This window comes from Azospirillum griseum (assembly GCF_003966125.1).
Lineage (GTDB): Bacteria > Pseudomonadota > Alphaproteobacteria > Azospirillales > Azospirillaceae > Azospirillum > Azospirillum griseum.
Map to the genome: position 1 here is coordinate 1 of NZ_RXMA01000004.1, position 23,644 is coordinate 23,644.

Genomic DNA, 23,644 nt, shown 5'->3' on the forward strand with positions numbered 1-23,644 from the left:
ATCAGCCGCTCCTGCAAGGTGGTTTCTTCAACGACCTCAGCTTGACACCATTCCCCGGTGAAAGGGCCGTCCACCACATCACCTCAGGGAATCCCTCAGAAAATACCCGATTCAACTGGGTCGAGAGCCGTTCTAAGAGACGGGCTGTATGTTCCGTTCTCCACATTTTCAGGGCAACTCCAATCCCGGTTCAGATCGCATAGACTGTGAAAAACCTCACAGATATCGATTGCTTCAGATGCGAAGCTTTCCTGGTCATTGCTCTGGACAAGGATGAACACGAATGACCACCCTCTCCGTTTCCAATCGCTCCACCATTCGTGGCGCTGACGGTCGCCTTTATTCCATTACCGCCAATGGCGTTTCTGAGGTTGTGGAAAATCAAACCGCAAGCGCGCGTTCCGTGATGCGTGCGGGCGAACGTGCGTCCTTTGACACGGCCGACCTGGAATCGGGCCGCATGGTCATCACCTCAGGTCTTTGATCTGGAACGCTGCGCTTGACCGCTGTCCAGGCGTCGTCGCGCCCATAAAGTCCGGATGCCCTCTCGACATCCTGTCTTGACGCGCAAAGACAACCTGGACCGGCAGCCTTCCTGGCACCCTCCTTCGACAGCGAGCGGCGATGCCTTTCGATTTTCTTCCCAATTTCGCAGCGACGGCGACGGATGCGGTGAAGGCCCACACGATGGGCACGCATCGCATTGTTGCACCGGAGCAGACTTTGGCCCGGGTTCGGCCCTTTCTGCCGATCATGGGCATCACGCGGATCGCCAACGTCACCGGCCTGGATACAGTGGGCATTCCGGTGGTCATGGTGACGCGGCCCAACTCCCGCTCCATTTCCGTGTCACAGGGAAAAGGGGTGACGTTGGCCGCTGCCAAGGCGTCCGGTGTGATGGAATCAATAGAAAGCTATCACGCGGAACGCATCACGCTTCCACTGAAGTTCGCGAGCTTTGAAGAGTTGCGCTGGACCCATCCGGTGGTTGATGTGGATCGGCTGCCACGTTTGTCCACCAGCACTTACAGCCCGCACAGCCCAATTCTATGGATTGAGGGCACGGATCTGCTGAGCGGTGGTCCGAAATGGGTGCCGTTCGAAACCGTGCATCTCAATCTCACCACGCCGATGGCTCCCGGCCATGGCAGTTTTCTAACCAGTTCCAATGGTTTGGCGTCTGGCAATCATCTGGTGGAGGCCACCAGCCACGCCATCACTGAATTGATCGAGCGGGATGCCGCCACCCTGTGGCGTCAAACGGGTGAAGCTCGGCAAAGCGCCACCCGGATTGATCTTGCGACGATCAACGATCCGGTCTGCCAGTCGCTGATCGACCGGTTCGATGCCGCTGGTGTTGGTGTTGGTGTTTGGGACATCAGCAGTGATGTCGGACTGCCAGCCTTCCTTTGCCGAATTACGGAGCGCGAGGACAGCCCACAGCACGCCATTCGCCCGGCATCGGGGATGGGCTGCCACACGGCGCGTGACATCGCTCTGTCGCGTGCATTGACCGAGGCTGCCCAAAGCCGTCTGACCTTTATTGCCGGTGCGCGCGACGACATGCCGCGCGCGGAATATGACCGTCACCTTGACATGAGTCAGTACCGCCGCTGGCAGGACCGGATTGTGTCGGGGAGTGGGAATAAGCCCTTTACCGACTGTCCAACTCACACCGCCACAACCATTGATGCGGATTTGGCGCACCAGTTGGAGCGTTTGCGCATGATCGGTGTTGATGAGGTGGTTGCGGTCGATCTGACCAAGCCGGAGTTTGGCATCCCGGTCGTTCGCGTTGTGATCCCTGGACTGGAATCTTTGGACGAATCACCGGATTATCTTTTGGGAGAGCGTGGTCAGCGCGCGCATTCTCTGGTTGAGGATAAGGTAGCATGAGCGATATCTATGTTTTCCTTGGCCCGACTCTCCCCCGTGAACAGGCCGAACGGGAGTTGGATGCAACGTTCCTGCCTCCGGTGGCTCAGGGAGATGTGATCCGTGTGTGCGCTGATCGGCCGAAAGCCATCGGAATCATTGATGGTTATTTTGAAAACATCCCGTCGGTCTGGCACAAAGAGATCCTCTTCGCGATCCAATCCGGGATACCGGTTTTTGGTGCCTCCAGCATGGGGGCGTTGAGGGCTGCGGAACTCCATCCATTTGGCATGATCGGGGTCGGCGCAATTTTCGAAGCGTATCGGGATGGGCGACTGGAGGACGACGACGAGGTGGCGGTGGTCCATGGCCCTGCTGAACTGGGCTATCCCAGCCTGTCGGAAGCAATGGTCAACATCCGCCGCACTTTGGCGGACGCAGTGGCCGCCGATGTCTTAAGCCAATTGACGAGCTTGAAGCTGGAATCCATTGCAAAGGAGCTGCCCTACCGCGAGCGTGGTTATGGCCGTGTGCTTCGGCTTGCCACAGATATCGGCCTGCCTGCCGATGAACTGGCTGTTTTCAAGAGTTGGCTGTCAATCGGTCGCTTCGATCAAAAGCGGGAGGACGCACGCTTGATGCTGGCAACGATGCGCCGCAGCTTGGGGCGTGCAGACGCTGCACCGCTGGCGCGTTTTCATTTCGAACGCACCTCCCTTTGGGATCGAGCCATGCAGGATGTTGCTGCCTCGTGCACCATGTGAGATCAATCTGGGGGGAATGATCTGGCTTGGTTGTTTTCAACCCTTGCAGCACGCCACAAAGTTTGAGAGCGTTTTGCGTGAGGCAAGGGTCAAAGCCCCAGGTTGGAGTGGTGCATGAACACATCAACGGACGTCGCGTTAATTTTGCGGCGCAACCGTCTGCTCGAAGAGCTTGACGCGATTCAAATGGCTGAGTTGCTGACCCTTGGCTATGTTGGTCGCTTTTCTCATGACCAGATGATTTTCGAAAAGGGCGATTCGGGAGACTGTCTTTACGCGGTGCTCAAAGGACAGATCGCAATCCGCACATCGTCGGCTGACGGCAAGACAATGCTGCTGAACATCCTGAACAGTGGTGATGTTCTGGGAGAGATTGGATTGCTTGATGGGCGCGAGCGCACCGCAAGCGCCGTTGCGATTGGCCCAACCGAGCTGTATCGGATTGATCGCAACGATTTCATCCCATTTCTTGAACGTCACCCACGTCTGTGCACACGCATGATGATTGTGCTGTGCGAGCGATTACGGTGGGTGTCTGAAAACATCGAAGACGCTGTGTTTCATGATGTGCCTCGGCGTTTGGCCCGTCGACTTCTTCATCTGGCGGACAGTTATGGCCAGGAAAGCCCTTTGGGGGTGCGAATCACACAACCCATGTCCCAGGAAGCTTTGGCCAACATGCTGGGCGTGACCCGTGAAATGGTGAACAAAAGCTTAGGTGCCCTGCGCAAATCCGGGATCGTGACCTACGCTAAAGGCTTCATTGTCATCAATAATCTTTCGCTGCTGAAGGATATGGCCGGAGACGCGGAACGAGTCCCCTGACCCAACCGTCACCTGCTTGCAGTTTTGTTCCCCAAATCTCGTTCAATCGGGCTATAGTTTTACCGTCGGGGGGCGAGCCAGCGGTCAGGAAGAGGACAAACGGTCATGTCAGGCAAAGATGGTGTAGAACAGCACAGAAAACAACCAAAGGACGTTGCGTCTTTGGTGTCCCGTACGTTGTCGGTGGATGGTCGCATCATCCATGTGCGGTTGGAACCTTCCTATTGGGAAGGGCTAGATGAGATATGTCACCGTGAAGATTTGAGCGTCGATGAGTTGTGCGCCGATGTTCAGGATCGGATGGAGCAGCAATCACGCCGTGTTGGCGGTCAAGGCAGTGTTTCCTTGGCCAATGCGCTGCGTGTTTTTGTCGTCGGCTATTATCGGCAAGCAGCGACCGAACGTGGGCACAACCGGGCTGGTCATGGTCAAGGGGATCCGTTTGCCAGCACTCCATTTGCCGACACGCCCTTTGACCGAAGGGCTTCTCACTACGACGTTTGACTTTCGTTCGTTGCGATCGCACCCGCACGAACGTGCAACGGGGACTCTGACACACAGACAATCCCCGTCATCAGCGTCCGCGATCATTTTGACCGCCGCATCGCTGAATTGTTTTGGTCGGTGCGTTCAGTTTCCCTGACGTTTGGTCAAAAGGCCACTCAGCAGATCGGACAGGGTTTCCCCCAAGCGGGTCTGGTCAGCAACAGAAAGCGTTGAAATCACGCTGGAAAACTCTTGAAGTGGATCAAAGCGCAGAAGATCACGCGCCTTTTCCGTGGGGTGAAGCTGCATGACCCGACGGTCTTCCGGCACCGGAACGCGGACCAACAGTTCTTTGTTCACAAGCACTTCCACCATTTGCGACGCCGCCCCACGCGTGGTTGCGTGAAAGTCGGCAAAGGCGGATACCGTGCGCTGCTGGCTGGCCGCTCCAGCAAAATACCGAAGCGCCGTCCATTGTGACGGCTTCAGCCCATGGGTGTAACCCAGGCTGTCCGCAAGGTGGGCGATGTGCATCACCGTTTCGGCAATGGCTTGGGGTGACGCCATGGCAACCGGCGCACCTGACGCACGCGGAGAGTCTGACGGGGCCAAACGGTCGCTTGCGGGTCTGCGCAATTCCACCACACTCATCATCATCGCTCTGCAAAGTCGAGACACTATACGATGTGGCGTGCGTCAGTCCCAAAGGACCGGGACCACACCCTCCATCGACGGTCCGCACTTTAGTGGGACCACGTCGAAAACAAAACTGTTCTTGTCATCATCCGATGGTTGCATATTGTCGCACCCAAAGCCCGCCCATCGCGAGCGGATGCCCGAGCCCGGCGCTCGGGATCGGCACCGACAAAAACGCATGGCGATTTGGCTGGCGTCCTCCCGCGTTCGCCTGTATACGCGCGAGATGACCGCATCATCCGTTTCCAAGTCCGCCCCGAAGGTCGGCATCGTCAGCCTTGGCTGCCCGAAAGCGCTCGTGGATTCCGAGCGCATCCTCACCCGTCTCCGCGCCGAAGGGTACGAGATTTCGCCGTCCTACGACGGGGCCGATGTCGTGCTCGTCAACACCTGCGGGTTCCTGGACAGCGCCAAGCAGGAATCGCTCGACGCGATTGGCGAGGCGATCAAGGAAAACGGCAAGGTCATCGTCACCGGTTGCCTGGGCGTGGAGCCTGACGTCATCCGCCAGACCCACCCGGACGTGCTCGCCGTCACCGGCCCGCACCAGTATGAACAGGTGGTCAGCGCGGTGCACGCGGCCCTGCCGCCCAAGCATGATCCCTTCACCGATCTGGTTCCGCCCGAAGGGCTGCGGCTGACCCCGCGCCACTACGCCTATCTGAAGATTTCCGAAGGCTGCAACAACCGCTGCACCTTCTGCATCATCCCGTCCATCCGTGGCGATCTGGTCAGCCGCCCGATCACGTCGGTTCTGCGCGAGGCGGAAAAGCTGGCCGTGGCCGGGGTCAAGGAGTTGCTGGTGATCTCGCAGGACACCAGCGCCTATGGCATCGACACAAAATTCAAGGAAGAGATGTGGTACGACCGGACGGTCCGCACCCGCTTCCTCGATCTGTGCACCGAGCTGGCCAATCTGGACCTGTGGGTGCGCCTGCATTACGTCTACCCCTATCCGCATGTGGACGAGGTCATTCCGCTGATGGCGGAGGGCAAGATCCTGCCCTACCTCGACATTCCGTTCCAGCACGCCTCGCCCACCGTCCTGAAGGCGATGCGCCGACCGGCCTCGCAGGAAAAGCAGCTCGACCGCATCCGCAAATGGCGGGAGGACTGCCCCCATCTGGCCCTGCGCTCCACCTTCATCACCGGCTTCCCCGGCGAGACGGAGGAGGATTTCCAATTCATGCTGGATTGGCTGAAGGAAGCCCAACTCGACCGCGTCGGCTGCTTCAAGTATGAGGCGGTGGACGGGGCCAAGGCGAACGAGCTGCCGGGGGCCGTGCCGGAAGAGGTCAAGCAGGAGCGTTGGGAACGCTTCATGGAGACCCAGAAGGCCATCAGCGCCGAACGGCTTCAGCAGAAGGTGGGTTGGACGCTGGGCGTGCTGATCGACGAGGTGGACGAGGATGGGGCGATTGGCCGCTCCTACGCCGAAGCCCCGGAAATCGACGGCAACGTCTTCCTGAACGGCGAAACCACGCTGAAGCCCGGCGATCTGGTCGATGTCACCATCGAACACGCCGATGAATATGACCTGTGGGGCAGCGTCGAACGGGTGATCTGACGCCCCCACCGCTTTTTCGGAGCGCTTGCGATGCCCGTCTCGCCGGACGACGCCAGACTGATGGACGTCCTGCAAGGCGGGCGTTGCTTTTATTGCGGGGAGATGGTCGGAGCCAAGGCCACCTTCGACCATCTGATCCCCCAGGCCTATGGCGGGATCGACGACCCGGCCAACGTGGTGTTGGCGCACCGCCGCTGCAACCAGCGCAAGGGCGACCGCCTGCCCACCATCGATGAGCTTGACCGGTTCTTCCAGGACCGCCGCACCAGCCGCCTGGGCGTCTGGCCGCCGTTGCGCGCCCTGCGCGACGCCGACGAGGGGCTGGAATGGATCGCCGTGGCGCGAGCCATATCGCAAGAAAAGTAAGTTATAATTTATTCGTTATACCAGATTAAATTCTATAATTTTCTCATATTTTCCAAGCCGACGTTCCGTGCATACTTCCCCCAGAGCAATCAGGGGCGGGACCGGACAAGGCCACCCCGATGCAGCCAGCAGGAGGCATGATGAGCGGTCGGTTCGACGTGGTGATCGTCGGTGGTGGCGTGATGGGATGTTCGGTGGCCTATTATTTGGCGTCCGACCCGGCCTTCGGCGGAACCGTGGCGGTGGTGGAGCGTGACCCGACCTACCGCACCGCCTCGTCGGCGCTGTCGGCCAGCTCGATCCGTCAGCAATTCTCCACCCCGGCCAACATCGCCATTTCGCAATACGGCATCGAGTTTCTGCGCACCATCACCGAGCATCTGGCCGTGGACGACGACCCGGTCGATCTGGGTCTGCGCGAGCCGGGCTATCTCTATCTGGCGACGGAGGCCGGGGCCGACATCCTGCGCCAGAACCACGCGATTCAAAAAGCCTGCGACGTCGATGTCGCCCTGCTGACGCCCGAGGAACTGACCGCGCGCTTCCCCTGGATGTCGGTCGATGGGTTGGTCGCCGGGTCGCTGGGTTTGAGCGGCGAGGGCTGGTTTGACGGTTACAGCCTGATGCAGGCCTTCCGCCGCAAGGCCAGGGCGCTGGGCGTCACCTTCATCACCGCCGATGTCGTCGGGCTGGACCGGGACGGCGACCGCATCACCGGCGTCCGCCTGGACAACGGCGACCGGCTGGGCTGCGGGACCGTGGTCAACGCCGCCGGTCCCAAGGCCCGCCGCGTGGCGGAATTCGCCGGGATCCCGCTGCCGGTGTCGGCGCGCAAGCGCTGCGTCTTCGTCTTCGACTGCCGGGAACCGCTGCCCGCCTGCCCGCTGGTCATCGACCCGTCGGGCGTCTGGTTCCGGCCGGAAGGCGCGCAGTTCATCTGCGGCGCGCCGCCGCCCGCCGACCGCGACCCGGACACCGACGATCTGACCGTCGAACACGACCTGTTCGACGACATGATGTGGCCCGCGCTCGCCACCCGCGTCCCGGCCTTCGAGGCGATCAAGGTGACGGCCTCCTGGGCGGGCTTCTACGAATACAACGACGTCGATCAGAACGCGATCCTCGGCCCGCACCCGGAGGTCGCCAACCTGCTGTTCTGCAACGGCTTCAGCGGCCACGGCCTGCAACAGGCCCCGGGCGTCGGCCGGGGGCTGGCCGAACACATCATCCATGGCGGCTACCGCAGCCTGGATCTGTCGCTGTTCGGCTATCAGCGCCTGCTCGACAACCGTCCGCTGCTGGAAACCTGCGTGATCTGACCGGCCGGAAGTCCACCAGGGTTGACGAGGGTTGACAGCGGGGCGTCCGGCCCATGATTTGAGCGGATCGGATCACCAGAGGACGCCCCGCACTTGGCCCCCGCGATGTTCAAGCGCTTCACGCTGCATTTCACCCGCCCGCTGCCGGGCCTGCGCCCGGGACGGCCCGAACGCGACGCCATGGTCGAGCGGGTGAAGCGCTTCGCCAGCGAAAACGGCATGGCGGGCGATCTGCACTCCATCGCCCCCAACGCCGGGTTCGGCATCCTCGACATCCGTTGCACCGACCGGCTGGCCCGCCGCCTGTCCGACCTGTCGGAGGTCGAAACCGTTCAGGAACGCTGACGAACCGACCGCCACCCTATCCGGCCAGATCGTGCAGGATCGGGCAATCCGGGCGGTCGTCGCCGTGGCAGGCTTCGGCCAGACGGCGCAGGCTGTCGCGCATCGCCGTCAGTTCGGCGATTTTCGCTTCCAACTCATCCATATGGGCCTGCGCCACCCGCTTCACCTCGGCGCTGGAGCGGTCCCGGTCGCGCCACAGCCCGACCAGGGTCTGGATTTGCTCGATGCTGAACCACAGCCCACGGGCGCGCCGGACAAAGCGCAGGACATGGACCTCCGCCGGGCTGTAAAGCCGATAGCCGGAGGCGGTGCGCCCGGCCTGCGGGATCAGGCCGATGGATTCGTAATAGCGGATCAGCTTGGCGTTGACGCCCGACGCCTTGGCGGCGTCACCGATGGTCACGCCCCCAGTTGCGGCCCCTCCGTTTCCCGCGCCCTCGTTTCCAGTCTTGTCCATCACGCCCCCTCCTTTGGCAGGGTCCAGCCGCGCAGACTGAGCGCGTTCACCATGACGCTGACCGAGCTGAGCGCCATCGCCGCCCCCGCCAACACCGGGCTGAGATGGCCCGAGGCCGCCAGCGGAATGCCGACCAGATTGTAGGCGAAGGCCCAGAACAGCCCTTGGCGGATTTTGCCGTGGGTCCGCCGGGCGATGTCGATGGCCCCGGCGACCAGACGCGGATCCCCGCGCATCAGCGTCACCCCGGCGCTGTGCATCGCCACGTCGCTGCCGGTCGCCATGGCGATGCCGACATCCGCCGCCGCCAGGGCAGGGGCGTCGTTGATGCCATCGCCCACCATGGCGACGCGCGCACCTTCCCCCTTCAGCGTGGCGATGACGGCGGCCTTGTCGCCCGGCAGAACCTCGGCGAACACGCGCTCGATCCCCAGGGTGGCGGCCACAGCGCGCGCGGCTCCCCAACCGTCGCCCGTCACCATCACCGCCGCCACTCCCTGTCCACGCAGCGCGGCGATGGCGGCGGCGGCGGTCGGCTTCACCGTGTCCCCGAAGGCGATCAGGCCCAGCACTGTCGCGGGTCCATCGGCCCCATCCCGCTCCACCAGCCAGGAGACCGTCCGCCCGGCGCTTTCCAGGGCGGCGGCCCGTGGCCCCAGGGCGTCGTCAGCGCCACCCCACTCCGCCACCGCGCGGGCGTTGCCCAACAGCAGGGCGCGCCCGGCCACCACCCCCGTCACCCCGCGCCCGGCCAGCGCGCGGAAGTCGGTCACCGGTTCCAGTGGAATGGCCTGGGCGGCGGCCTCGCGCACCGCCTGGCCCAACGGGTGCTCGCTGGTCGCCTGCAAGGCGGCGGCCCGCCGCAGCAGATCCGCCGCATTCCCTCCCGCCGCCGGAACCAGATCGGTCACGCGCGGCGTGCCTTCGGTCAGGGTCCCGGTTTTGTCAAACGCCACCAGGGTGACGGCGTGCGCCCGCTCCAACGCCTCGGCATCCTTGATGAGCACCCCCTGACGGGCCGCCGCCCCCATCCCCACCATCAGGGCGGTGGGTGTGGCCAACCCCAGCGCGCAGGGGCAGGCGATCACCAGCACCGACACAGCGGTGACGATGGCCTGTTCCGCGTCGCCGGTCGCCAGCCACCAGGCGACGAGCGTCGCCCCGGCCACCGCCAGGACCGCCGGAACGAACACCGCGCTGACCCGGTCGACCAATCGTTGAATCGGGGCCTTCGACGCCTGGGCGCTGTCCACCAGCCGAACGATGCGGGCCAGCGTGGTGTCGCCCCCCACCGCCGTGACCTCCACCGTCAACGCGCCGTCGCGATTGAGCGATCCGCCGGTGACGCGTGCGCCCGGCTCCTTGTCCACCGGCAGGCTTTCGCCGGTCAGCATGGACTCGTCCACGCCGCCACTGCCCTCCACCACCGTGCCGTCCAGCGGAATCCGCTCCCCCGGACGAACGCGGACGCGGTCGCCCACCCGCACCCGCTCCACCGGAACCTCGCGTTCGCTGCCGTCGCGCCACAGCCGGGCGGTGGCCGGGCGCAGATCCATCAAGGCGCGGATCGCCGCCACCGTCCGTCCCTTGGCCCGCGATTCCAACGCCTTGCCCAGCAGCACAAAGGCGATCAGCACGGCGGAGCTTTCAAAATACAGATGCGGGCTGTGGCCGGGATGGGCGGTGAGCAGGGCGTACAGGCTCAGGCCCCACGCGGCCGAGGTCCCAAGCGCCACCAACAGGTCCATGTTGCCCGCCCCAGCGCGCAGGGCCTTCCACCCCGCCCGGTAGAAACGCGCGCCAAGCCCGAACTGAACCACGCTGGCCAGCGCCAGTTGCGCCCAACCGGGCAGCATCCAGTCGGCCCCGAACAGGTCGCCGACCATGCCCAAGGCCAACGGGGCCGCCAACCCGGCGGCGGCCAGCGCGTGGAACGCCTCCCGCCGGGCGTGGGCGGCGCGCGGGTCGTCCGAACCGGTCCCGCCCGCATCGTCCATCGGCGTGGCGGTGAATCCGGCGCGCTCCACCGCCGCGATCAGCCGGTCGGCGCCGGTGGCGCTGCCGAACACGACGATCTGCGCGCGTTCGCTCGCCAGATTGACGTTGGCCTGCTCCACGCCCGGCACGCGCGCCAGCGCCTTTTCCACCCGACCAGCGCAGGAGGCACAGGTCATGCCGCCAATGGTCAGGGCAATGTCCCGCCGTTCCGCCTGGAACCCGGCCTTTTCGATGGCATCGGCCACCGCCCGGGCGTCGCCCGCACCGGAAAACACCACCCGTGCCCGCTCCGTCGCCAGATTGACGGCGGCCTCCGTCACGTCGGGCAGGCGCGCCAGCGCCTTTTCCACCCGCCGGGCGCAAGAGGCGCAGGTCATGCCCGACACGCCGATGTCGATCACCGCAGCAGGGGCGGGCGCGAGGGCTGGTGAGGGTGGGGTCGCTGTGGTGGCGCTGGTCATGGCCGGTCATCCTTCCGTGTTCACCCCCCGCCCGTTCGTCGCATCGGGTTTGCCGCAGGGGGGGCCGCGCACCGGAGCATCGTGCTTCCAGCGATTGGAAGGTCAAGGGGGAAAAATGCCGCTGGCGGACCGGCTTTCCGACGGGGGAGCGCTGGAGCGGGCGCGCCGCCGATCACGGGCATTGCCGGAGCCGGGCACCCTCTGGGATTGTTGGAAACCATCCCCATATAGGGGGGATTCCCTGTTCCGGCGATTGGGCGGTTTTCGTGCGCTTCCCTGACCTGACCGGCGTGTTCGACGTCGGCACCCTTCTGGAAACCAACGTCCGTCTTGGCGTGACCGGCCTGCGCCGGGCGGGCAAGACCGTGTTCGTCACCGCCCTGGTGGACAATCTGTTGAAGGCCGGGCGGCTGCCCTTCCTGGACGTGGTGTCCAGCGGGCGGTTCCAGGCGTCCCGCCTGCGGCCACAGCCCGATCCCGACGTGCCGCGCTTTGACGTGGAAGGCCATCTGGCCGCCCTGGCGGGACCGGAACCGCGTTGGCCCGACACCACCAAGGGCATCGGGCAGTTGCGCGTGTCGATCCGCTACCAACCCGGTTCGGCCCTGCTGCGCACGGTGCAGCCGGTGGCCACGCTCAACCTCGACATCGTCGATTATCCCGGCGAATGGCTGCTCGATCTGCCGCTGCTGCGCCTGAGCTTTGCCGAATGGAGCGGCCTGACGCTGGATCTCGCCCAGCAGGCTCCGCGCGACGGGCTGTCGGCCCTGTGGCGTCACTGGCTGGCCGACATCGACCCGACCGCCCCGGCGGAGGAAACGGCGGCGCGGCAGGGGGCGGCCCTCTACACCGACTATCTGCACGCCTGCCGCCGGGCCGACACGCTGTTGAGCCTGATCCAGCCGGGACGCTTCGTCGAACCCGGCGACATGAAGGACGCGCCGCTGTTGACCTTCTGCCCGCTGTCCGGCGGCCTCGGCGGGCGCGGCAGCCTGTGGGAGCTGATGGAGAACCGGTACGAGGCCTACAAGACCAACGTCGTCCGCCGGTTCTTCACCGATCATTTCGCCCGGCTCGACCGCCAGATCGTCTTGATCGACGTGCTGGGCGCGCTGAACGCCGGGCCGTACGGCATGGCCGACATGAAACGCGCCCTGGAACTGAGCCTGGAGCCGTTCCGTCATGGGGCCTCGGGCTGGTTCGATTGGCTGTTCGGCAGCAAGATCGACCGCGTGCTGTTCGCCGCGACCAAGGCCGACCACATCGCCGCCCACCAGCACGCCCATTTGCGCGGTTTGCTCGACCAATTGGTCGGCAACGCCCGCTCGGCCATCCGTTTTGACGGCGCGGCGGTGGAAACCATGGCGATCGCCGCCGTGAAATGCACCGAAAGCGTGACCACCGAGCATGAGGGGCGGCAACTGCGCTGCGTGCGCGGGACTCCGGTGGGGCGCGACCGCCCGACCGTGCTGTTTCCCGGCGAAATCCCGGACAACGCCGACGCCTTCCCGCCCGGCCGCGAGCATCCTTACAATTTTCTGCCCTTCCGCCCGCCCGCCGATCTGGGGCGCGACCCGCGCGGCCTGCCGCACATCCGGCTCGATCAGGCGCTGCAATTCCTGCTGGGGGATTATCTGGAATGACCGACCCGGCCCACGATTCCGCCCCCAGCGCCCCGGCCACCACCGTTGCGGCCCCCGCCGCCGCCTGGATTCCCCCCATGGAGTTCGCCGCCGAGGCCGCCCAGCCGCTGGCGGTGGCGGAGGAACAGGCGCTGCTGTCGGCGGGCGCGCTCGTCCCCGCCGCAAGCGAAACGGACACCGTCGCGGATGACCCGATCCACCCCGCGCCGCCGACGCCCCCGCCGCAGCGCCGGGCGCTGCGGTGGCTGGTGGGCGCGATGGCCGGGCTGTTGGTGGTGGGCGTCGGGTTGGACACCGCCGACACCCTGGCGCGCGCCTTCGCCGCCAGCGCGGCGCTGGGCCTTCTGGTCGCGCTGCTGCTGACGGGGGCCGGGCTGGCGTTGGTCGGGTTGCTGGTGGGGGAATGGCGCGCCCTGCGCCGCCTGCGCGCCATCGAATCCCTGCGGCGGGAGGCGGAACGGCTGACCCTCGGCCAACGGCACGGATCCGCCGGGTCCTTTGCCGGGGCGCTGACGGCGCTCTACGCCCCGCGCCCCGAATTGCAGGGGGCGTTGACCCGCCTGCGCGATCACGTCACCGACGCCCACGACGACGGCGAGATCGTGCGCCTGCTGGATCACGAGTTGCTGACCCCCATCGACCGGATGGCGCACCAGCGGGTGTTGCTGGCCGCGCGCGACACGGCGGTGACGACGGCTCTCAGCCCGTCGGCGCTGCTGGATCTGACCGTGGTGCTGTGGCGGAACCTGAAACTGGTCCGCGAGATCGCCGCCCTGTACGGCGCGCAGCCCGGCTACATCGGATCGGTGCGGCTGCTGCGGCGGATGCTGGCCAACCTTGCCGTCGCCGGTTTGACGGAAAGCGCCCATCATCTGGCGGTGGAGGCGCTGGGCGGGACCATCGCCGCCGCCATTTCGACCCGGATGGGGCAGGGTGTCATCAACGGGCTGCTGACGGCGCGCGTCGGGCTGACGGCGATGCATCTGTGCCGACCCATCGCCTTCGGCCCCGGCAACCGCCCCAGCCTGACCCGCATCCGCAAGGAGGTTCTGACCCTGCCCCAACAGCTGCTGTGACGCGCCGGTTCAGGCGCTGGCGGTTTCGCCCTGCGGGTTGCGCACGGTCCCGATCATGTGCAGGGAGCTTTGCAGGGTCAGCTTGTCCAACGCCTCCACCCGCAGGCTGGAGAAGATCTTGATGCGGCTTTCCAGCTCGACATAGGCGCGGCGGAAGGCACGGCGGATCTTCTCCTCCGACCCCTCGGCGGTGGACGGATCCTCAACCCCCCAATGGGCGGTCAGCGGCGCGCCGATGAAGGCCGGGCAGGTTTCGCCCGCTGCCTTGTCGCAGACGGTGAAGACGAAATCCAGCGGCGGGGAGCCGGGCATCGCGAACTCCTCCCAGCTTTTGGAGCGCAGGCCGTCGGTCTTGTAGTTGAACGCTTCGAGCGTGGCCAGCGTGTGCGGGTTGATCTGTCCCGCCGGGTTGCTGCCCGCCGAATGGGCGATGAAGCGCCCGGCCCCCCAGCGGCGCATCAGGCATTCCGCCATGATGCTGCGCGCCGAATTGTGGGTGCAGACGAACAGGACGTTGTAGATTTTGTCGGTCATGGCCCATCCCCAGGATCAGGCCCGCCGCAAGGCACAGGCGGGCGGCCGCATCCTGCCGCGCCCGGCCGTCCCGGCTCAAATCAAGCTTTTGTGTCAGTCGCCGCGCGTGGCCGTCACCGCGCCGCTTGGCCTCAATCCAGCATCGGATAGCCGGTTTCGATGCGGACCAGCGCGGCCAGCAGCGGCGCGCCGATGTCGCGGCGCACGAAGTTGCTGGATTTTTCCGCCGCCCCGACCGCCGCCTGGAAGCTGCGCCGCCACCGGTCATCGCCGTACAGGATCTTTTCCGCCTTGGCCTTTTGCGCCAGCAGACCGGGGCGGCGTCCGCCCGCGTCGTCGGTCAGCTTGCCCAACCGCTTCATCAGTTCGGTTGCCGTCGTGCTGTCGCCGCGTTTCAGCGCCGCTTCGATCAACTCGGCGTAGGCCTCGCCGCGCGTGTCGATGTCGGCCACCTGCTCGGCGTAGGACAGGGCCGGGCCGCCCTCTCCCCGCCGGGCCAGACGGCCCAACACGGTGGGGATGGTCCAGGGGTTTTCATCCTGCACCGTGCGCAGCAGCGACAGCGCCAGGGTGACGTCCCCCATTTCCGCCGCCGCCACCGCCAATTCGGGCGGGCAGCAGTCGCCGCGCGTGTCCTTGAATTTGGAAAACTGGGTTTCGACCGCGTTCAGAAACAGGGTGCGGGCCTGCGCCTCCTTCCCGGCGCGCAGCAGGGTTTGCGCGACCAGCCCCAATTCCCAGGCGCAGCCATGCCCGGTGGCGTAGCTCTTGGCCTCTTCCGCCAGGGCGTTGGTCAGGCCCAGATCGCCGCGCCAGGCGGCGGCCTTGGCGATGTCGGCCAGATTGTAGAGGCGGGTGGAGCAATCGGCGATCTGCCGGGTGATGTCCAACGCCAGTTGGGTTTGCCCCATCAGGGTCAGCGCGCGGGCCACGAACAGATCCTGCCCGGCGCTGTCGGTCACGCCGCCCCGGCGCACCGCGCTGACAAACGGAGCGACGATCTCCTTGGCCCGCCCGGAATCGCCGATCTGGTGGTAGGCGACGGCCAGCGACAGCCAATCCCAACGGGCGGCGGAAATCGGCGTTTCCACCGGTGGCAGCATTTCGCCGATCCGGTGCAGGAAACACAGGCTGGTCAGCGGCTCGTTGCAGACCATGGCGCGGATGCGGGCGCGGAAATCGTAAAAATCGAAATCGCCGACAAACTGATTGGTGACGAGCTGCACCGCCAGCGCGCTGTCCGGGTATTTGGCGACGATGTCGGCGAACAGCTTGTCCGCCTCTTTCAGCAGCCGAGCCTCTTCCGCCACATCCAGGCTGTTGTCCGCCTGCTTGATGAGTTGCAGCGCCTGGATGAACATCCGGTTGGCCGGGCCGGATTCCTGCGCCCACGCGCCACCGGTCGCCGTCAGAACCAGAAGGGCAACGGCGACCAGACAACGCCCCAAACACAGAGGCAGACGGGCAAAGGCTGAAGCCATGACAGTGTGGATTCGATCTTACAGGCTGGAGATGATGCGAACGTAATTGACCACACGTTGAACATTGGGAACAGAGCGTGCGTGTTGAATCACGCGATCCAATTCGGGCTGCCCCGTGGCTGTTCCCATCAGATACACCACGCCGTCAACCGTATCGATGCTGTAATTCTGGCTGCGAATGTCCAGATCTATGGTCAATTTTGTCCGCAGTTGCGTGGTGATCCAGGTGTCTTTGGCGCTGTCGACAACACCGCCACCGGAGTCAACCAACACCTCGTTGATCACCTCCTTGACCCCATCCGCCTGCCAGCACAAGCGGACGAGATCCTGGCGCGTCTGCTCGTTTGGCGACCGACCGGTCAGCAGCACGCGACCGTGGTCCACCGTCAACGTCACTCCAGAGGACAGATCCACCGAGTGCTGAAACCAAAGATGGTTGATGGTGGCGCGGATTTCCGTGTCGGTGGCGAACCCCTTCAGCCCGCGATGCTCCGAGGCGGCCACAGCGGCACCTCCGACCCCGCCGATCAGCAGCGGAGTGCAGGCGCTCGTGGTTCCGGCGCAGACCAGCGCGATTCCGAAAAGCGACACGAAACGGTTCAATCTCGCCACAGCCGACCTCCCCCTGCTCGGTCCATCGCCACCGGTTCCCGCGCTCTGGTTGCGAGGTCGGCGGCGGGAAAAGGTCATGGTGTGGGAGACTTGGCAATGGGGAATCGGAGATGATTTCCGAGACACTGTCGATTTCTCCTCAAGTGATGCACGGATGTTGCACTTGCCGCGCCTGCGAAAGGAACATGGTGGCGCATTCAGGCGAATTGACGGTGGGATAGGACGGCGGCGATTTCCCGCGCCAGCACGCGCGCCACCCGCCGACGGGCGTCGGGCGTGCGCAGCATCTCCTCATCCTGGGGGTTGGACAGGAAGCCGGTTTCCACCAACAGCGATGGCACATCCGGTGCCTTCAGCACCGCGAAGTTGGCTGCGCGCATGGGATTGTCCAGCAGGCGCAAATCCCTTCCCGCCCCCCGAACCAAGGTTTGCCGCGCGACCAACGATGCATTTCGGGTGTGCCTGGCCGTCAGGTCACGCAAAATATCCTTCACAATCTGCCGCCCCGCCTTGCTGTCGCGCCCGCCAAAACGATCCGCCTGGTTTTCCTGTTGGGCCAGACGGGACGCGAAGCTGTCGGATGCCTTGGTGGACAGGGTGTAGGCCGACAAGCCCCGTGCCCCCACATTGGGTGCGCTGTCGGCATGAATGGACACGAACAGATCGGCCTCTGCCTTGCGGGCAATCGCCACGCGATCATCCAACGCCAAAAAACGGTCATCACTGCGGGTCAGTCGGGTGACGACGCGATGCCGGTCGATCAGCAGGCGCGCCACCTCACGCGCGATGTCCAGCGTCACGTCTTTTTCCTGCGTGCCGTGCAACCCAATGGCACCGGGATCCGGACCACCATGGCCGGGATCCAGCATCACCAGTCGGGAACGGGGCGGTCGACCGGGGGAGCGGGGCAGTGGTTTGTTGCTCGATTGTGGGCCTGCCATGCGCTGTTCGGCGGATTGGGCCAACGAGGCGGGGCCCCACAACCGCAACGCCACAGGCACCCCTATGACCAACGCCAGCAGTCGTCTGCGGTCCATTCGTTGAACACCATCTTGCATCAGGTTTGCCGGAATTCCACACAAGCAACATCCATATTTTGTTAACCAATGGGGTTGCCGCAAACTCTTGTCAAGGCTTGCAGGATTGGAACGAGATTGTCGTGGGTGAATATTAACCCTTCATCTGCGACGGTGTTGAAAACACCCTGTTCATCTCCCGATCAGGGAAAACCATTGCTTGAAGGACGTTGCAAAAAAGACTAATATTTATCAATCAGCACAGGAGGTGCCGATGTTAAGGAAAGCCCTGTTCAACATCATCCGCCAGGAACAGCGCGAGGTTGAAGACGAACTCGAACGCGAGGAACGTCGCTCCGTTCCCGATTCCAGTCGTCTTGTCGGGTTGAGGCAAGAGATGACCAGCCTCCGACGCGAGTTGGAACATTATCAAGACGTGTGACGGTCCGCTTGATGATTGGTGGTTGAGAGCAGCGCGTGGTGTTTCATATTGAAAGCGCGCTGCTTTAACCAAATCATTGTGTCTATGCGTTCGGCTGTGGCCTCGCAGGACGCGGAAAAATGGCTGTGGCCTGCCAACCGGTTGTGATTCTCTTTGTTCGAAGAGAATGCGGTCGTTGAGGGGATGATGCGGGGCTCGAACGAACGCAGCGAAGGTCTTTTCAGCTATGTGAACTGCGAGGCTCGGGTGCAGGCTGATCATCGCTTGCTGCCGATTTCGAAGCGCGCTCCAGACGCCGCAGCGCCGACCCGTCGAAATCCTCCCGCAACCTGATCGGACGTCCGATTCTCACGTCCTCCCGAGGCAGGACGTCATCGATTCAGTCTTTCACCAGATTTGGAATCGATGGCGTTAAGTCAATATCACCGAAAACTGGCGTAACTTTCATGTTTTTGGGCTTTTTCTTGAAGTAATGCATTTGCTTTTCTAAGGCGACCCTTCATGTTCAATGAAGTGGCAATTTGGATTGCCTCTTCGATCAAAGCAGTAAAAACATTGGGTGCATCAACCGCGCTGTTGGAAACAGACGCTTGAAGAAGTTTGCAATCGACAACAAGGGCAAGCTGACTCGCTGGCAGTGCGTTTTTTTCTGCTTCGTCTATGAGATTGAGCGCATGATCGGGTTTCCCCATCTTTATGAGAGCTTCTGCATGCCATAATTGAACTTGCGGCAGGCTCAAACGTGGATGAATGGCGGATTTTGACCGACCATGACGAGTGAAACAACGATAGCTTTCCTCGAAAAACATCAGGCTTTCGCTTTCACGATACAGGAAAGCTGAACAATAACCCAAGCCAGCGTTTATCAATGGAAGCCAAAGGGGGGATCTGGCCAGTTTACAAAGCTCTTTTGATTCAAAAAAATATTTGTACGCATGATCATGTTTACCTTCTGACAGGAGTATCCATGCAAAATGCACATAAGAGAATATGCGCGAAAAAATATGTCCAGACTGATCGGCAATATTGATAGCGCACTCAGCGTGCTTCCGAGCCTCTTTGTAATGAACCATCTCACAAAATGAGCGGGAAAGGAGGCTGTTTGATGTTACGGCTGCCGAGGCGGCAAGTCCGAATCGATCAAACAAGTCAGAATCTCCAATGAGAATGTTTGCTTGTTCAAGAGTCTTGCAAGCTTGGTCGAAATGTCCTTTATCAATTAACACGCCACCCAGCCGCACCAAAAGTTGAATTTGTGTGTCTCGCTCTGCGCTGTTTGAAAGGGCGGATAACCCTTCACGACACAAACCAATCGCCTCTTCGAGTCTCCCATCCGCCCACACAAAGGATGCCAGCATAGAGGACGCTTGGGCGCATCCGCGACGGTTGATGTGTTTGTTTGAGAGGGATTTTGCGCGGTTGATGGCCTCCTGAACGTCCGTTGCACCCGATGGCAGCAGAACGCGCGGCAATGCAATGGACAATTGAATCATCCGCAAGACGTTGCGTTTGGTCTCTGGCAAACGCCGCAAGGCTTCTGTGCTGGCTTCGTAATTCTGTCGAGCGCTTTCAAATTTGGACTGTTCTTCCGCGTGCTGCCCGGCCCTGCGGCCATAGGCATAGGCCAACGGCCATTCCTCCGCCTTCAGGGCGTGGTGGGCCATCAGGACCAAGCGGTTGGGCAGATCATGGTCACGGCGCTGGCACAACGCCTGCAGGATCCGTCCGTGGAGTGCTTTCCGTTCGCTGATGGGCAGCGTGTTGTAGGCTGATTCCCGCATCAGAGCGTGATTGAAGCTGTATTCCAGATTGGGCAGCAGGCGGGTCCGGGTGATGAATCCGGCGCGCTCCAAATACCCCAATTGGTCATGCAGATCGGCGCGCGGTGTTGCCTCCATCATCCGCAGCAGCCCGACATCGAAGGTTGGCCCGATGACCGCCGCGTTCAACAGCAGGCGGCGGGGTTCGGGACCCATCAGATCCATGCGGGCGGTGAGAAGGCTTTGCAAAGAGGGCGGCAGGTTTAAGGCCGTGCTGGGATCGGCCAGACAATAGGAACCGGGGGAACCGCAGATGGCCCGCCTCGCCTCGAGAGTCCGCAGCATCTCCTCCAAATACAGCGGCACGCCCCCGCTGTGGTCGGCGACCTGCTGTTTCAGGGGGGCCAGGCTCCAATCGGTGCCAAGCCAATGATCGAGAAACTCCTGAACCTGTTGGCGGTTCAGAACCGTCAGGTCAAGGCTGCGCACCGAAGCGGGAGGGGTCCAGCCCAGCGGTGCCGTGTCCTCCAGGCGCAAGTCCGGCGGCCGGGTGGTGGCGATCAGCAGCAGGCGGCTGTGGCTGCCGGGCAAGGCGGTCAGGAGCGCGTCGAGCAGGCGAACCATGACGGGGCGGGTCCAATGCGCGTCCTCCACCAGAATCAGCATTGGCCGTTGGCTGACCGCTTGCGGCGAGGACAGGTCGAGCACAGCCCCAACCAAGCCGTCGATCGACCATTTCAACCGTTCCATCGGGTCAAGGCCAGCCCACAGGGGGGTGAGCGCCGGGGTGTCCAGCAGTTGCCGTATGGCGTCCCCGGCCAGGACCCCGGCCCGCCGCTCGGCGGCGGCGGCCAGTTCCGCAGCGGCGTTGACGGTTCCGCCAATCGCCTGAATGGCCAGGCTTTGCGCCACCGCTTCCAGATCATCGGGATCGCCCAGGCGGCGGATCGGCATCTGTGACCATTGCAGCACCGTCCATCCTCGGCTGCGCGGCGCGCGCAAAAACTCACCGACCAAGCGGGATTTGCCGATGCCTGCGTCGCCGCGCAGAATCAGGGAGGAGGGGATGCCCGCTTCCGCCCGATCCGCCAGCGCGAAGATGGTTGCCACCTCGTCGCGGCGTCCCAGGAACGGGGCATTGGTGGACCGGAGCAGATCGGTTGCGGTGCGGCGAATCGCCCGCGCGCCCTCCAGGGCAAAAACCGGCACGGGTTGCGCGCCCTTGGCCAGCGTCAGGCTGCCCATCGGTCGCGCCGCGACGCCGACCGGAACCAGATCAAGCGTGTCGCGGCTCAACTGGGCGCTGTTGGGTTCGGCGCGCTGTTGCAGCTTGGCGGCCAGATGCACGCATTCCCCAACCGCGCGGTAATCGGCCCAGACCCCGTTGGTCATGACGTGGGTGATGACATCGCCGGAACTGATGCCGATCCGCACCTGAAAATCGGGCAGGTCCAGCGCCTCGACCGTGGAGCGAACCATGTCCTGCGCGGCCAGACAGGCTCGCAACGCGTGGTCTTCCAACGCGTTCGGCGCGCCGAACACGGCCATGAAGCCATCCCCCAGAAGTTGCGACACCATGCCGTTGTAGCGTGGCACCGCTTCCACCAGACTGTTCAGGATGGTCAGCAGGGTGTGGTCGGCGTCCTCCGGATCCCTTCCGGCGACCAGGGCGGACGAACTGACGATGTCGACGAACACGGTGGTCAGGATCTTGCGCTCAGGAGTCTTGCCCCGCAGGGGGCGCGTTGCTGCAAGAGTTGCCTGATGCCCGATGCCGTCTGTTGTCTTGGTGTTCGCCGCCATGCCCGCCGCCATGTCCGCCCCCTGCGGAATTCGCGTTAACATATTAGAGCATGTATTTTTCGATTTGTGGATATTCCAGCGCCACAGCGCGGATTCTTTTTCACCTCTCGCGATTTCTGCATACCAGCGTATGCAATTCATATAAACAGAAAGCGCCGGAAATACTCCCGGCGCTTTCTGTCTTTGCAACATTGAGAATGTTGCGTGATGACTGTCAACGACGAATGGCAAGTCCTTCCACTTGCGAGACATCGCGCACCGCGCCTCGATCTGCACTGGTCGTCAAGGCTGCGTATGCGCGCAATGCAGGAGAAACAACGCGTTCGCGCGCAACCGGCTTCCAGGCGTCCACACCCTTGGCGTTCATCGCGTCGCGGCGGGTCTGCAAGACCTCGTCGCTCACCGCCAGACGGATGCTGCGGTTGGGGATGTCGATCTCGATCCGGTCGCCTTCCTCCACCAGGGCGATGGCCCCGCCGCTGGCCGCCTCGGGCGAGGCGTGGCCGATGGACAGGCCGGAGGTGCCGCCGGAGAACCGCCCGTCGGTCACGAGCGCGCAGGCCTTGCCCAGCCCCTTCGACTTCAGATAGCTGGTCGGGTACAGCATTTCCTGCATGCCGGGGCCGCCGCGCGGGCCTTCGTAGCGGATGATGACGACATCACCGGCCTTCACGGTGTCGCCGAGAATGCCCGCAACCGCGTCGTCCTGGCTTTCGAACACGCGGGCCGGGCCGGAGAAGACCAGGTTCGACTCATCCACGCCCGCCGTCTTCACGATGCAGCCTTGTTCGGCGATGTTGCCGTACAGCACGGCCAGACCGCCGTCCTTGCTGAAGGCCGACGCCACGCTGCGGATGACACCGGCGTTGCGGTCGAGGTCCAGTTCCGGCCAGCGGCGTTCCTGGCTGAATGGAACAACGGTCGGGATGCCGCCGGGCGCGGCCTTGTAGAGGGTGTGCACGGTCGCGTCGTCGGTGCGGACCACGTCCCATTGATCGATGGCCGCCCCCAGGCTGGGGGCGTGGACGGTCGGCGTGTCGCGGTTCAGCAGACCGGCGCGGTCCAGTTCGCCCAGAATGCCGAAGATACCGCCCGCGCGGTGCACGTCCTCGATGTGGACGTTTGACATGGCCGGGGCGACCTTGCACACGTTCGGCACGCGGCGCGACAGCCGGTCGATGTCGGCCATGGTGAAATCGACCTCGCCTTCCTGCGCGGCGGCCAGAATGTGCAGGACGGTGTTGGTGGACCCGCCCATGGCGATGTCCAGGGTCATTGCGTTTTCAAAGGCTTCCTTGGTGGCGATGCCGCGCGGCAGGGCGCGGGCGTCCTCCTCCTGGTACCAACGGCGGCAGAGATCGACGGCCAGACGGCCGGCCTTGAGGAACAACTCCTTGCGGTCGGCGTGGGTGGCGAGGATGGTCCCGTTGCCGGGCAGCGACAGGCCCAGCGCCTCGGTCAGGCAGTTCATCGAGTTGGCGGTGAACATGCCGGAGCAGGAACCGCAGGTCGGGCAGGAGCCGCGCTCCATCTCCGCCGCTTCCTCGTCCGAGACGGTGGGGTCGGCGGCGGCGACCATGGCGTCGATCAGATCGACCGCCTTCACCTTGCCGCGCCAATTGACCTTCCCGGCCTCCATCGGCCCGCCGGAGACGAAGACCGCCGGGATGTTCAGGCGCATGGCGGCCATCAGCATGCCGGGCGTGATCTTGTCGCAATTGGAAATGCAGACCAGCGCGTCGGCGCAATGGGCGTTGGCCATGTATTCCACGGCGTCGGCGATCAACTCGCGCGAGGGCAGGCTGTAGAGCATGCCGCCATGGCCCATGGCGATGCCGTCATCAACGGCGATGGTGTTGAACTCCTTGGCCACACCACCGGCCTTTTCGATTTCGCGGGCGACGAGCTGGCCCAGATCCTTCAGATGGACGTGGCCCGGAACGAATTGGGTGAAGGAGTTGGCAATCGCGATGATCGGCTTGCCGAAATCGCCGTCCTTCATGCCGGTGGCCCGCCACAATCCGCGTGCGCCCGCCATGTTGCGGCCGTGGGTGGAGGTGCGGGAACGGTAATGCGGCATGGGGTGTGTCCTCAACTGATCGCGTCGGTGCGGTTTCG

The 23,644-nt window shown here is 63.7% G+C and carries 21 protein-coding genes; 12 read left to right on the plus strand and 9 right to left on the minus strand.

Going from position 1 to position 23,644, the window contains the following annotated elements; translation table 11 throughout:
* Window positions 1-283 precede the first annotated feature (283 nt).
* From EJ903_RS05910 to EJ903_RS05930, 5 genes are all read left to right on the plus strand, one after another.
* Window positions 284-484 (plus strand): hypothetical protein, encoded by a 201-nt coding sequence (locus EJ903_RS05910; protein WP_126613083.1) that lies wholly within the window; start codon window positions 284-286, stop codon window positions 482-484.
* 140 nt (window positions 485-624) lie between these two features.
* Complete coding sequence (locus tag EJ903_RS05915) at window positions 625-1,896, plus strand: YcaO-like family protein (protein WP_126613085.1); 1,272 nt, start codon at window positions 625-627, stop codon at window positions 1,894-1,896.
* Window positions 1,893-2,639: a TfuA-like protein gene (locus EJ903_RS05920; RefSeq protein WP_126613087.1), complete on the plus strand. Its 747-nt coding sequence runs from the start codon at window positions 1,893-1,895 to the stop codon at window positions 2,637-2,639. Before EJ903_RS05915 ends, EJ903_RS05920 begins: the two co-directional genes overlap by 4 nt.
* A 114-nt stretch (window positions 2,640-2,753) precedes the next feature.
* Complete coding sequence (locus tag EJ903_RS05925; RefSeq protein ID WP_126613089.1) at window positions 2,754-3,464, plus strand: Crp/Fnr family transcriptional regulator; 711 nt, start codon at window positions 2,754-2,756, stop codon at window positions 3,462-3,464.
* Between the two features lie 105 nt (window positions 3,465-3,569).
* Window positions 3,570-3,968, plus strand: coding sequence for a ribbon-helix-helix domain-containing protein (locus tag EJ903_RS05930; RefSeq protein WP_126613091.1), 399 nt, complete (start codon window positions 3,570-3,572; stop codon window positions 3,966-3,968).
* A 126-nt stretch (window positions 3,969-4,094) separates the two neighbouring features.
* Here EJ903_RS05930 and EJ903_RS05935 read toward each other — a convergent pair whose 3' ends face one another.
* On the minus strand, window positions 4,095-4,517 hold the full coding sequence (locus EJ903_RS05935; RefSeq protein ID WP_246015234.1) for a MarR family winged helix-turn-helix transcriptional regulator: 423 nt from the start codon (window positions 4,515-4,517) through the stop codon (window positions 4,095-4,097).
* A 355-nt stretch (window positions 4,518-4,872) separates the two neighbouring features.
* Between EJ903_RS05935 and rimO the strand changes: the two genes are divergently transcribed.
* From rimO to EJ903_RS05955, 4 genes are all read left to right on the plus strand, one after another.
* A complete protein-coding gene (gene rimO / locus EJ903_RS05940) occupies window positions 4,873-6,213 on the plus strand; it encodes a 30S ribosomal protein S12 methylthiotransferase RimO (RefSeq protein WP_126613093.1) in 1,341 nt (446 codons plus the stop codon).
* A gap of 30 nt (window positions 6,214-6,243) precedes the next feature.
* Entirely contained in the window at window positions 6,244-6,579 is a 336-nt protein-coding gene (locus EJ903_RS05945) for an HNH endonuclease (RefSeq protein WP_126613095.1), read from the plus strand.
* 119 nt (window positions 6,580-6,698) lie between these two features.
* Window positions 6,699-7,898, plus strand: a complete 1,200-nt coding sequence (locus EJ903_RS05950) for an NAD(P)/FAD-dependent oxidoreductase (RefSeq protein WP_246015235.1) — start codon at window positions 6,699-6,701, stop codon at window positions 7,896-7,898.
* Window positions 7,899-7,991: 93 nt separating this feature from the next.
* The gene (locus EJ903_RS05955) at window positions 7,992-8,243 is read left to right on the plus strand and encodes a hypothetical protein (protein WP_126613097.1); all 252 of its coding nucleotides are present in this window, start codon (window positions 7,992-7,994) and stop codon (window positions 8,241-8,243) included.
* A 16-nt stretch (window positions 8,244-8,259) separates the two neighbouring features.
* On the opposite strand, the gene cueR is transcribed toward EJ903_RS05955, so the two are convergent.
* Together cueR and EJ903_RS05965 are read right to left on the minus strand one after the other, a co-directional pair.
* Window positions 8,260-8,700 (minus strand): Cu(I)-responsive transcriptional regulator, encoded by a 441-nt coding sequence (cueR, locus tag EJ903_RS05960; RefSeq protein ID WP_126613099.1) that lies wholly within the window; start codon window positions 8,698-8,700, stop codon window positions 8,260-8,262.
* A complete protein-coding gene (locus EJ903_RS05965; RefSeq protein WP_126613101.1) occupies window positions 8,700-11,159 on the minus strand; it encodes a heavy metal translocating P-type ATPase in 2,460 nt (819 codons plus the stop codon). Before EJ903_RS05965 ends, cueR begins: the two co-directional genes overlap by 1 nt.
* Window positions 11,160-11,425: 266 nt before the next feature.
* Here EJ903_RS05965 and EJ903_RS05970 point away from each other — a divergent pair, with 266 nt between their 5' ends.
* Entirely contained in the window at window positions 11,426-12,802 is a 1,377-nt protein-coding gene (locus EJ903_RS05970; RefSeq protein ID WP_126613103.1) for a YcjX family GTP-binding protein, read from the plus strand.
* Window positions 12,799-13,878: a TIGR01620 family protein gene (locus EJ903_RS05975; RefSeq protein WP_126613105.1), complete on the plus strand. Its 1,080-nt coding sequence runs from the start codon at window positions 12,799-12,801 to the stop codon at window positions 13,876-13,878. Before EJ903_RS05970 ends, EJ903_RS05975 begins: the two co-directional genes overlap by 4 nt.
* A 9-nt stretch (window positions 13,879-13,887) precedes the next feature.
* Here EJ903_RS05975 and EJ903_RS05980 read toward each other — a convergent pair whose 3' ends face one another.
* The 4 genes from EJ903_RS05980 to EJ903_RS05995 all read right to left on the minus strand — a co-directional run bounded on the left by EJ903_RS05980 (window position 13,888) and on the right by EJ903_RS05995 (window position 17,563).
* Window positions 13,888-14,412, minus strand: coding sequence for an arsenate reductase ArsC (locus tag EJ903_RS05980; protein ID WP_126613107.1), 525 nt, complete (start codon window positions 14,410-14,412; stop codon window positions 13,888-13,890).
* Window positions 14,413-14,543: 131 nt separating this feature from the next.
* Complete coding sequence (locus EJ903_RS05985) at window positions 14,544-15,893, minus strand: hypothetical protein (protein WP_246015236.1); 1,350 nt, start codon at window positions 15,891-15,893, stop codon at window positions 14,544-14,546.
* 18 nt (window positions 15,894-15,911) lie between these two features.
* Window positions 15,912-16,505, minus strand: coding sequence for a BON domain-containing protein (locus tag EJ903_RS05990; protein ID WP_246015237.1), 594 nt, complete (start codon window positions 16,503-16,505; stop codon window positions 15,912-15,914).
* A gap of 197 nt (window positions 16,506-16,702) precedes the next feature.
* Window positions 16,703-17,563, minus strand: coding sequence for an N-acetylmuramoyl-L-alanine amidase family protein (locus tag EJ903_RS05995; RefSeq protein WP_342772057.1), 861 nt, complete (start codon window positions 17,561-17,563; stop codon window positions 16,703-16,705).
* Window positions 17,564-17,741: 178 nt separating this feature from the next.
* Between EJ903_RS05995 and EJ903_RS06000 the strand changes: the two genes are divergently transcribed.
* On the plus strand, window positions 17,742-17,963 hold the full coding sequence (locus tag EJ903_RS06000; RefSeq protein WP_126613113.1) for a hypothetical protein: 222 nt from the start codon (window positions 17,742-17,744) through the stop codon (window positions 17,961-17,963).
* A gap of 422 nt (window positions 17,964-18,385) precedes the next feature.
* Here the strand turns inward: EJ903_RS06000 and EJ903_RS06010 are convergent, their stop codons facing one another.
* Window positions 18,386-21,778 (minus strand): AAA family ATPase, encoded by a 3,393-nt coding sequence (locus tag EJ903_RS06010; RefSeq protein ID WP_126613117.1) that lies wholly within the window; start codon window positions 21,776-21,778, stop codon window positions 18,386-18,388.
* Window positions 21,741-23,606, minus strand: a complete 1,866-nt coding sequence (gene ilvD, locus EJ903_RS06015) for a dihydroxy-acid dehydratase (RefSeq protein ID WP_126613119.1) — start codon at window positions 23,604-23,606, stop codon at window positions 21,741-21,743. Before ilvD ends, EJ903_RS06010 begins: the two co-directional genes overlap by 38 nt.
* Window positions 23,607-23,644 lie beyond the last annotated feature (38 nt).

What these genes read in the sequence shown, in the direction of transcription:
- EJ903_RS05910 (WP_126613083.1), top strand. Translation starts at nt 284, where the DNA reads ATGACCACCCTCTCCGTTTCCAATCGCTCCACCATTCGTGGCGCTGAC.
- EJ903_RS05915 (WP_126613085.1), top strand. Translation starts at nt 625, where the DNA reads ATGCCTTTCGATTTTCTTCCCAATTTCGCAGCGACGGCGACGGATGCG.
- EJ903_RS05920 (WP_126613087.1), top strand. Translation starts at nt 1,893, where the DNA reads ATGAGCGATATCTATGTTTTCCTTGGCCCGACTCTCCCCCGTGAACAG.
- EJ903_RS05925 (WP_126613089.1), top strand. Translation starts at nt 2,754, where the DNA reads ATGAACACATCAACGGACGTCGCGTTAATTTTGCGGCGCAACCGTCTG.
- EJ903_RS05930 (WP_126613091.1), top strand. Translation starts at nt 3,570, where the DNA reads ATGTCAGGCAAAGATGGTGTAGAACAGCACAGAAAACAACCAAAGGAC.
- EJ903_RS05935 (WP_246015234.1), bottom strand. Translation starts at nt 4,517, where the DNA reads ATGGCGTCACCCCAAGCCATTGCCGAAACGGTGATGCACATCGCCCAC.
- rimO (WP_126613093.1), top strand. Translation starts at nt 4,873, where the DNA reads ATGACCGCATCATCCGTTTCCAAGTCCGCCCCGAAGGTCGGCATCGTC.
- EJ903_RS05945 (WP_126613095.1), top strand. Translation starts at nt 6,244, where the DNA reads ATGCCCGTCTCGCCGGACGACGCCAGACTGATGGACGTCCTGCAAGGC.
- EJ903_RS05950 (WP_246015235.1), top strand. Translation starts at nt 6,699, where the DNA reads ATGCAGCCAGCAGGAGGCATGATGAGCGGTCGGTTCGACGTGGTGATC.
- cueR (WP_126613099.1), bottom strand. Translation starts at nt 8,700, where the DNA reads ATGGACAAGACTGGAAACGAGGGCGCGGGAAACGGAGGGGCCGCAACT.
- EJ903_RS05965 (WP_126613101.1), bottom strand. Translation starts at nt 11,159, where the DNA reads ATGACCAGCGCCACCACAGCGACCCCACCCTCACCAGCCCTCGCGCCC.
- EJ903_RS05975 (WP_126613105.1), top strand. Translation starts at nt 12,799, where the DNA reads ATGACCGACCCGGCCCACGATTCCGCCCCCAGCGCCCCGGCCACCACC.
- EJ903_RS05980 (WP_126613107.1), bottom strand. Translation starts at nt 14,412, where the DNA reads ATGACCGACAAAATCTACAACGTCCTGTTCGTCTGCACCCACAATTCG.
- EJ903_RS05985 (WP_246015236.1), bottom strand. Translation starts at nt 15,893, where the DNA reads ATGGCTTCAGCCTTTGCCCGTCTGCCTCTGTGTTTGGGGCGTTGTCTG.
- EJ903_RS05995 (WP_342772057.1), bottom strand. Translation starts at nt 17,563, where the DNA reads ATGCAAGATGGTGTTCAACGAATGGACCGCAGACGACTGCTGGCGTTG.
- EJ903_RS06010 (WP_126613117.1), bottom strand. Translation starts at nt 21,778, where the DNA reads ATGTCTCGCAAGTGGAAGGACTTGCCATTCGTCGTTGACAGTCATCAC.
- ilvD (WP_126613119.1), bottom strand. Translation starts at nt 23,606, where the DNA reads ATGCCGCATTACCGTTCCCGCACCTCCACCCACGGCCGCAACATGGCG.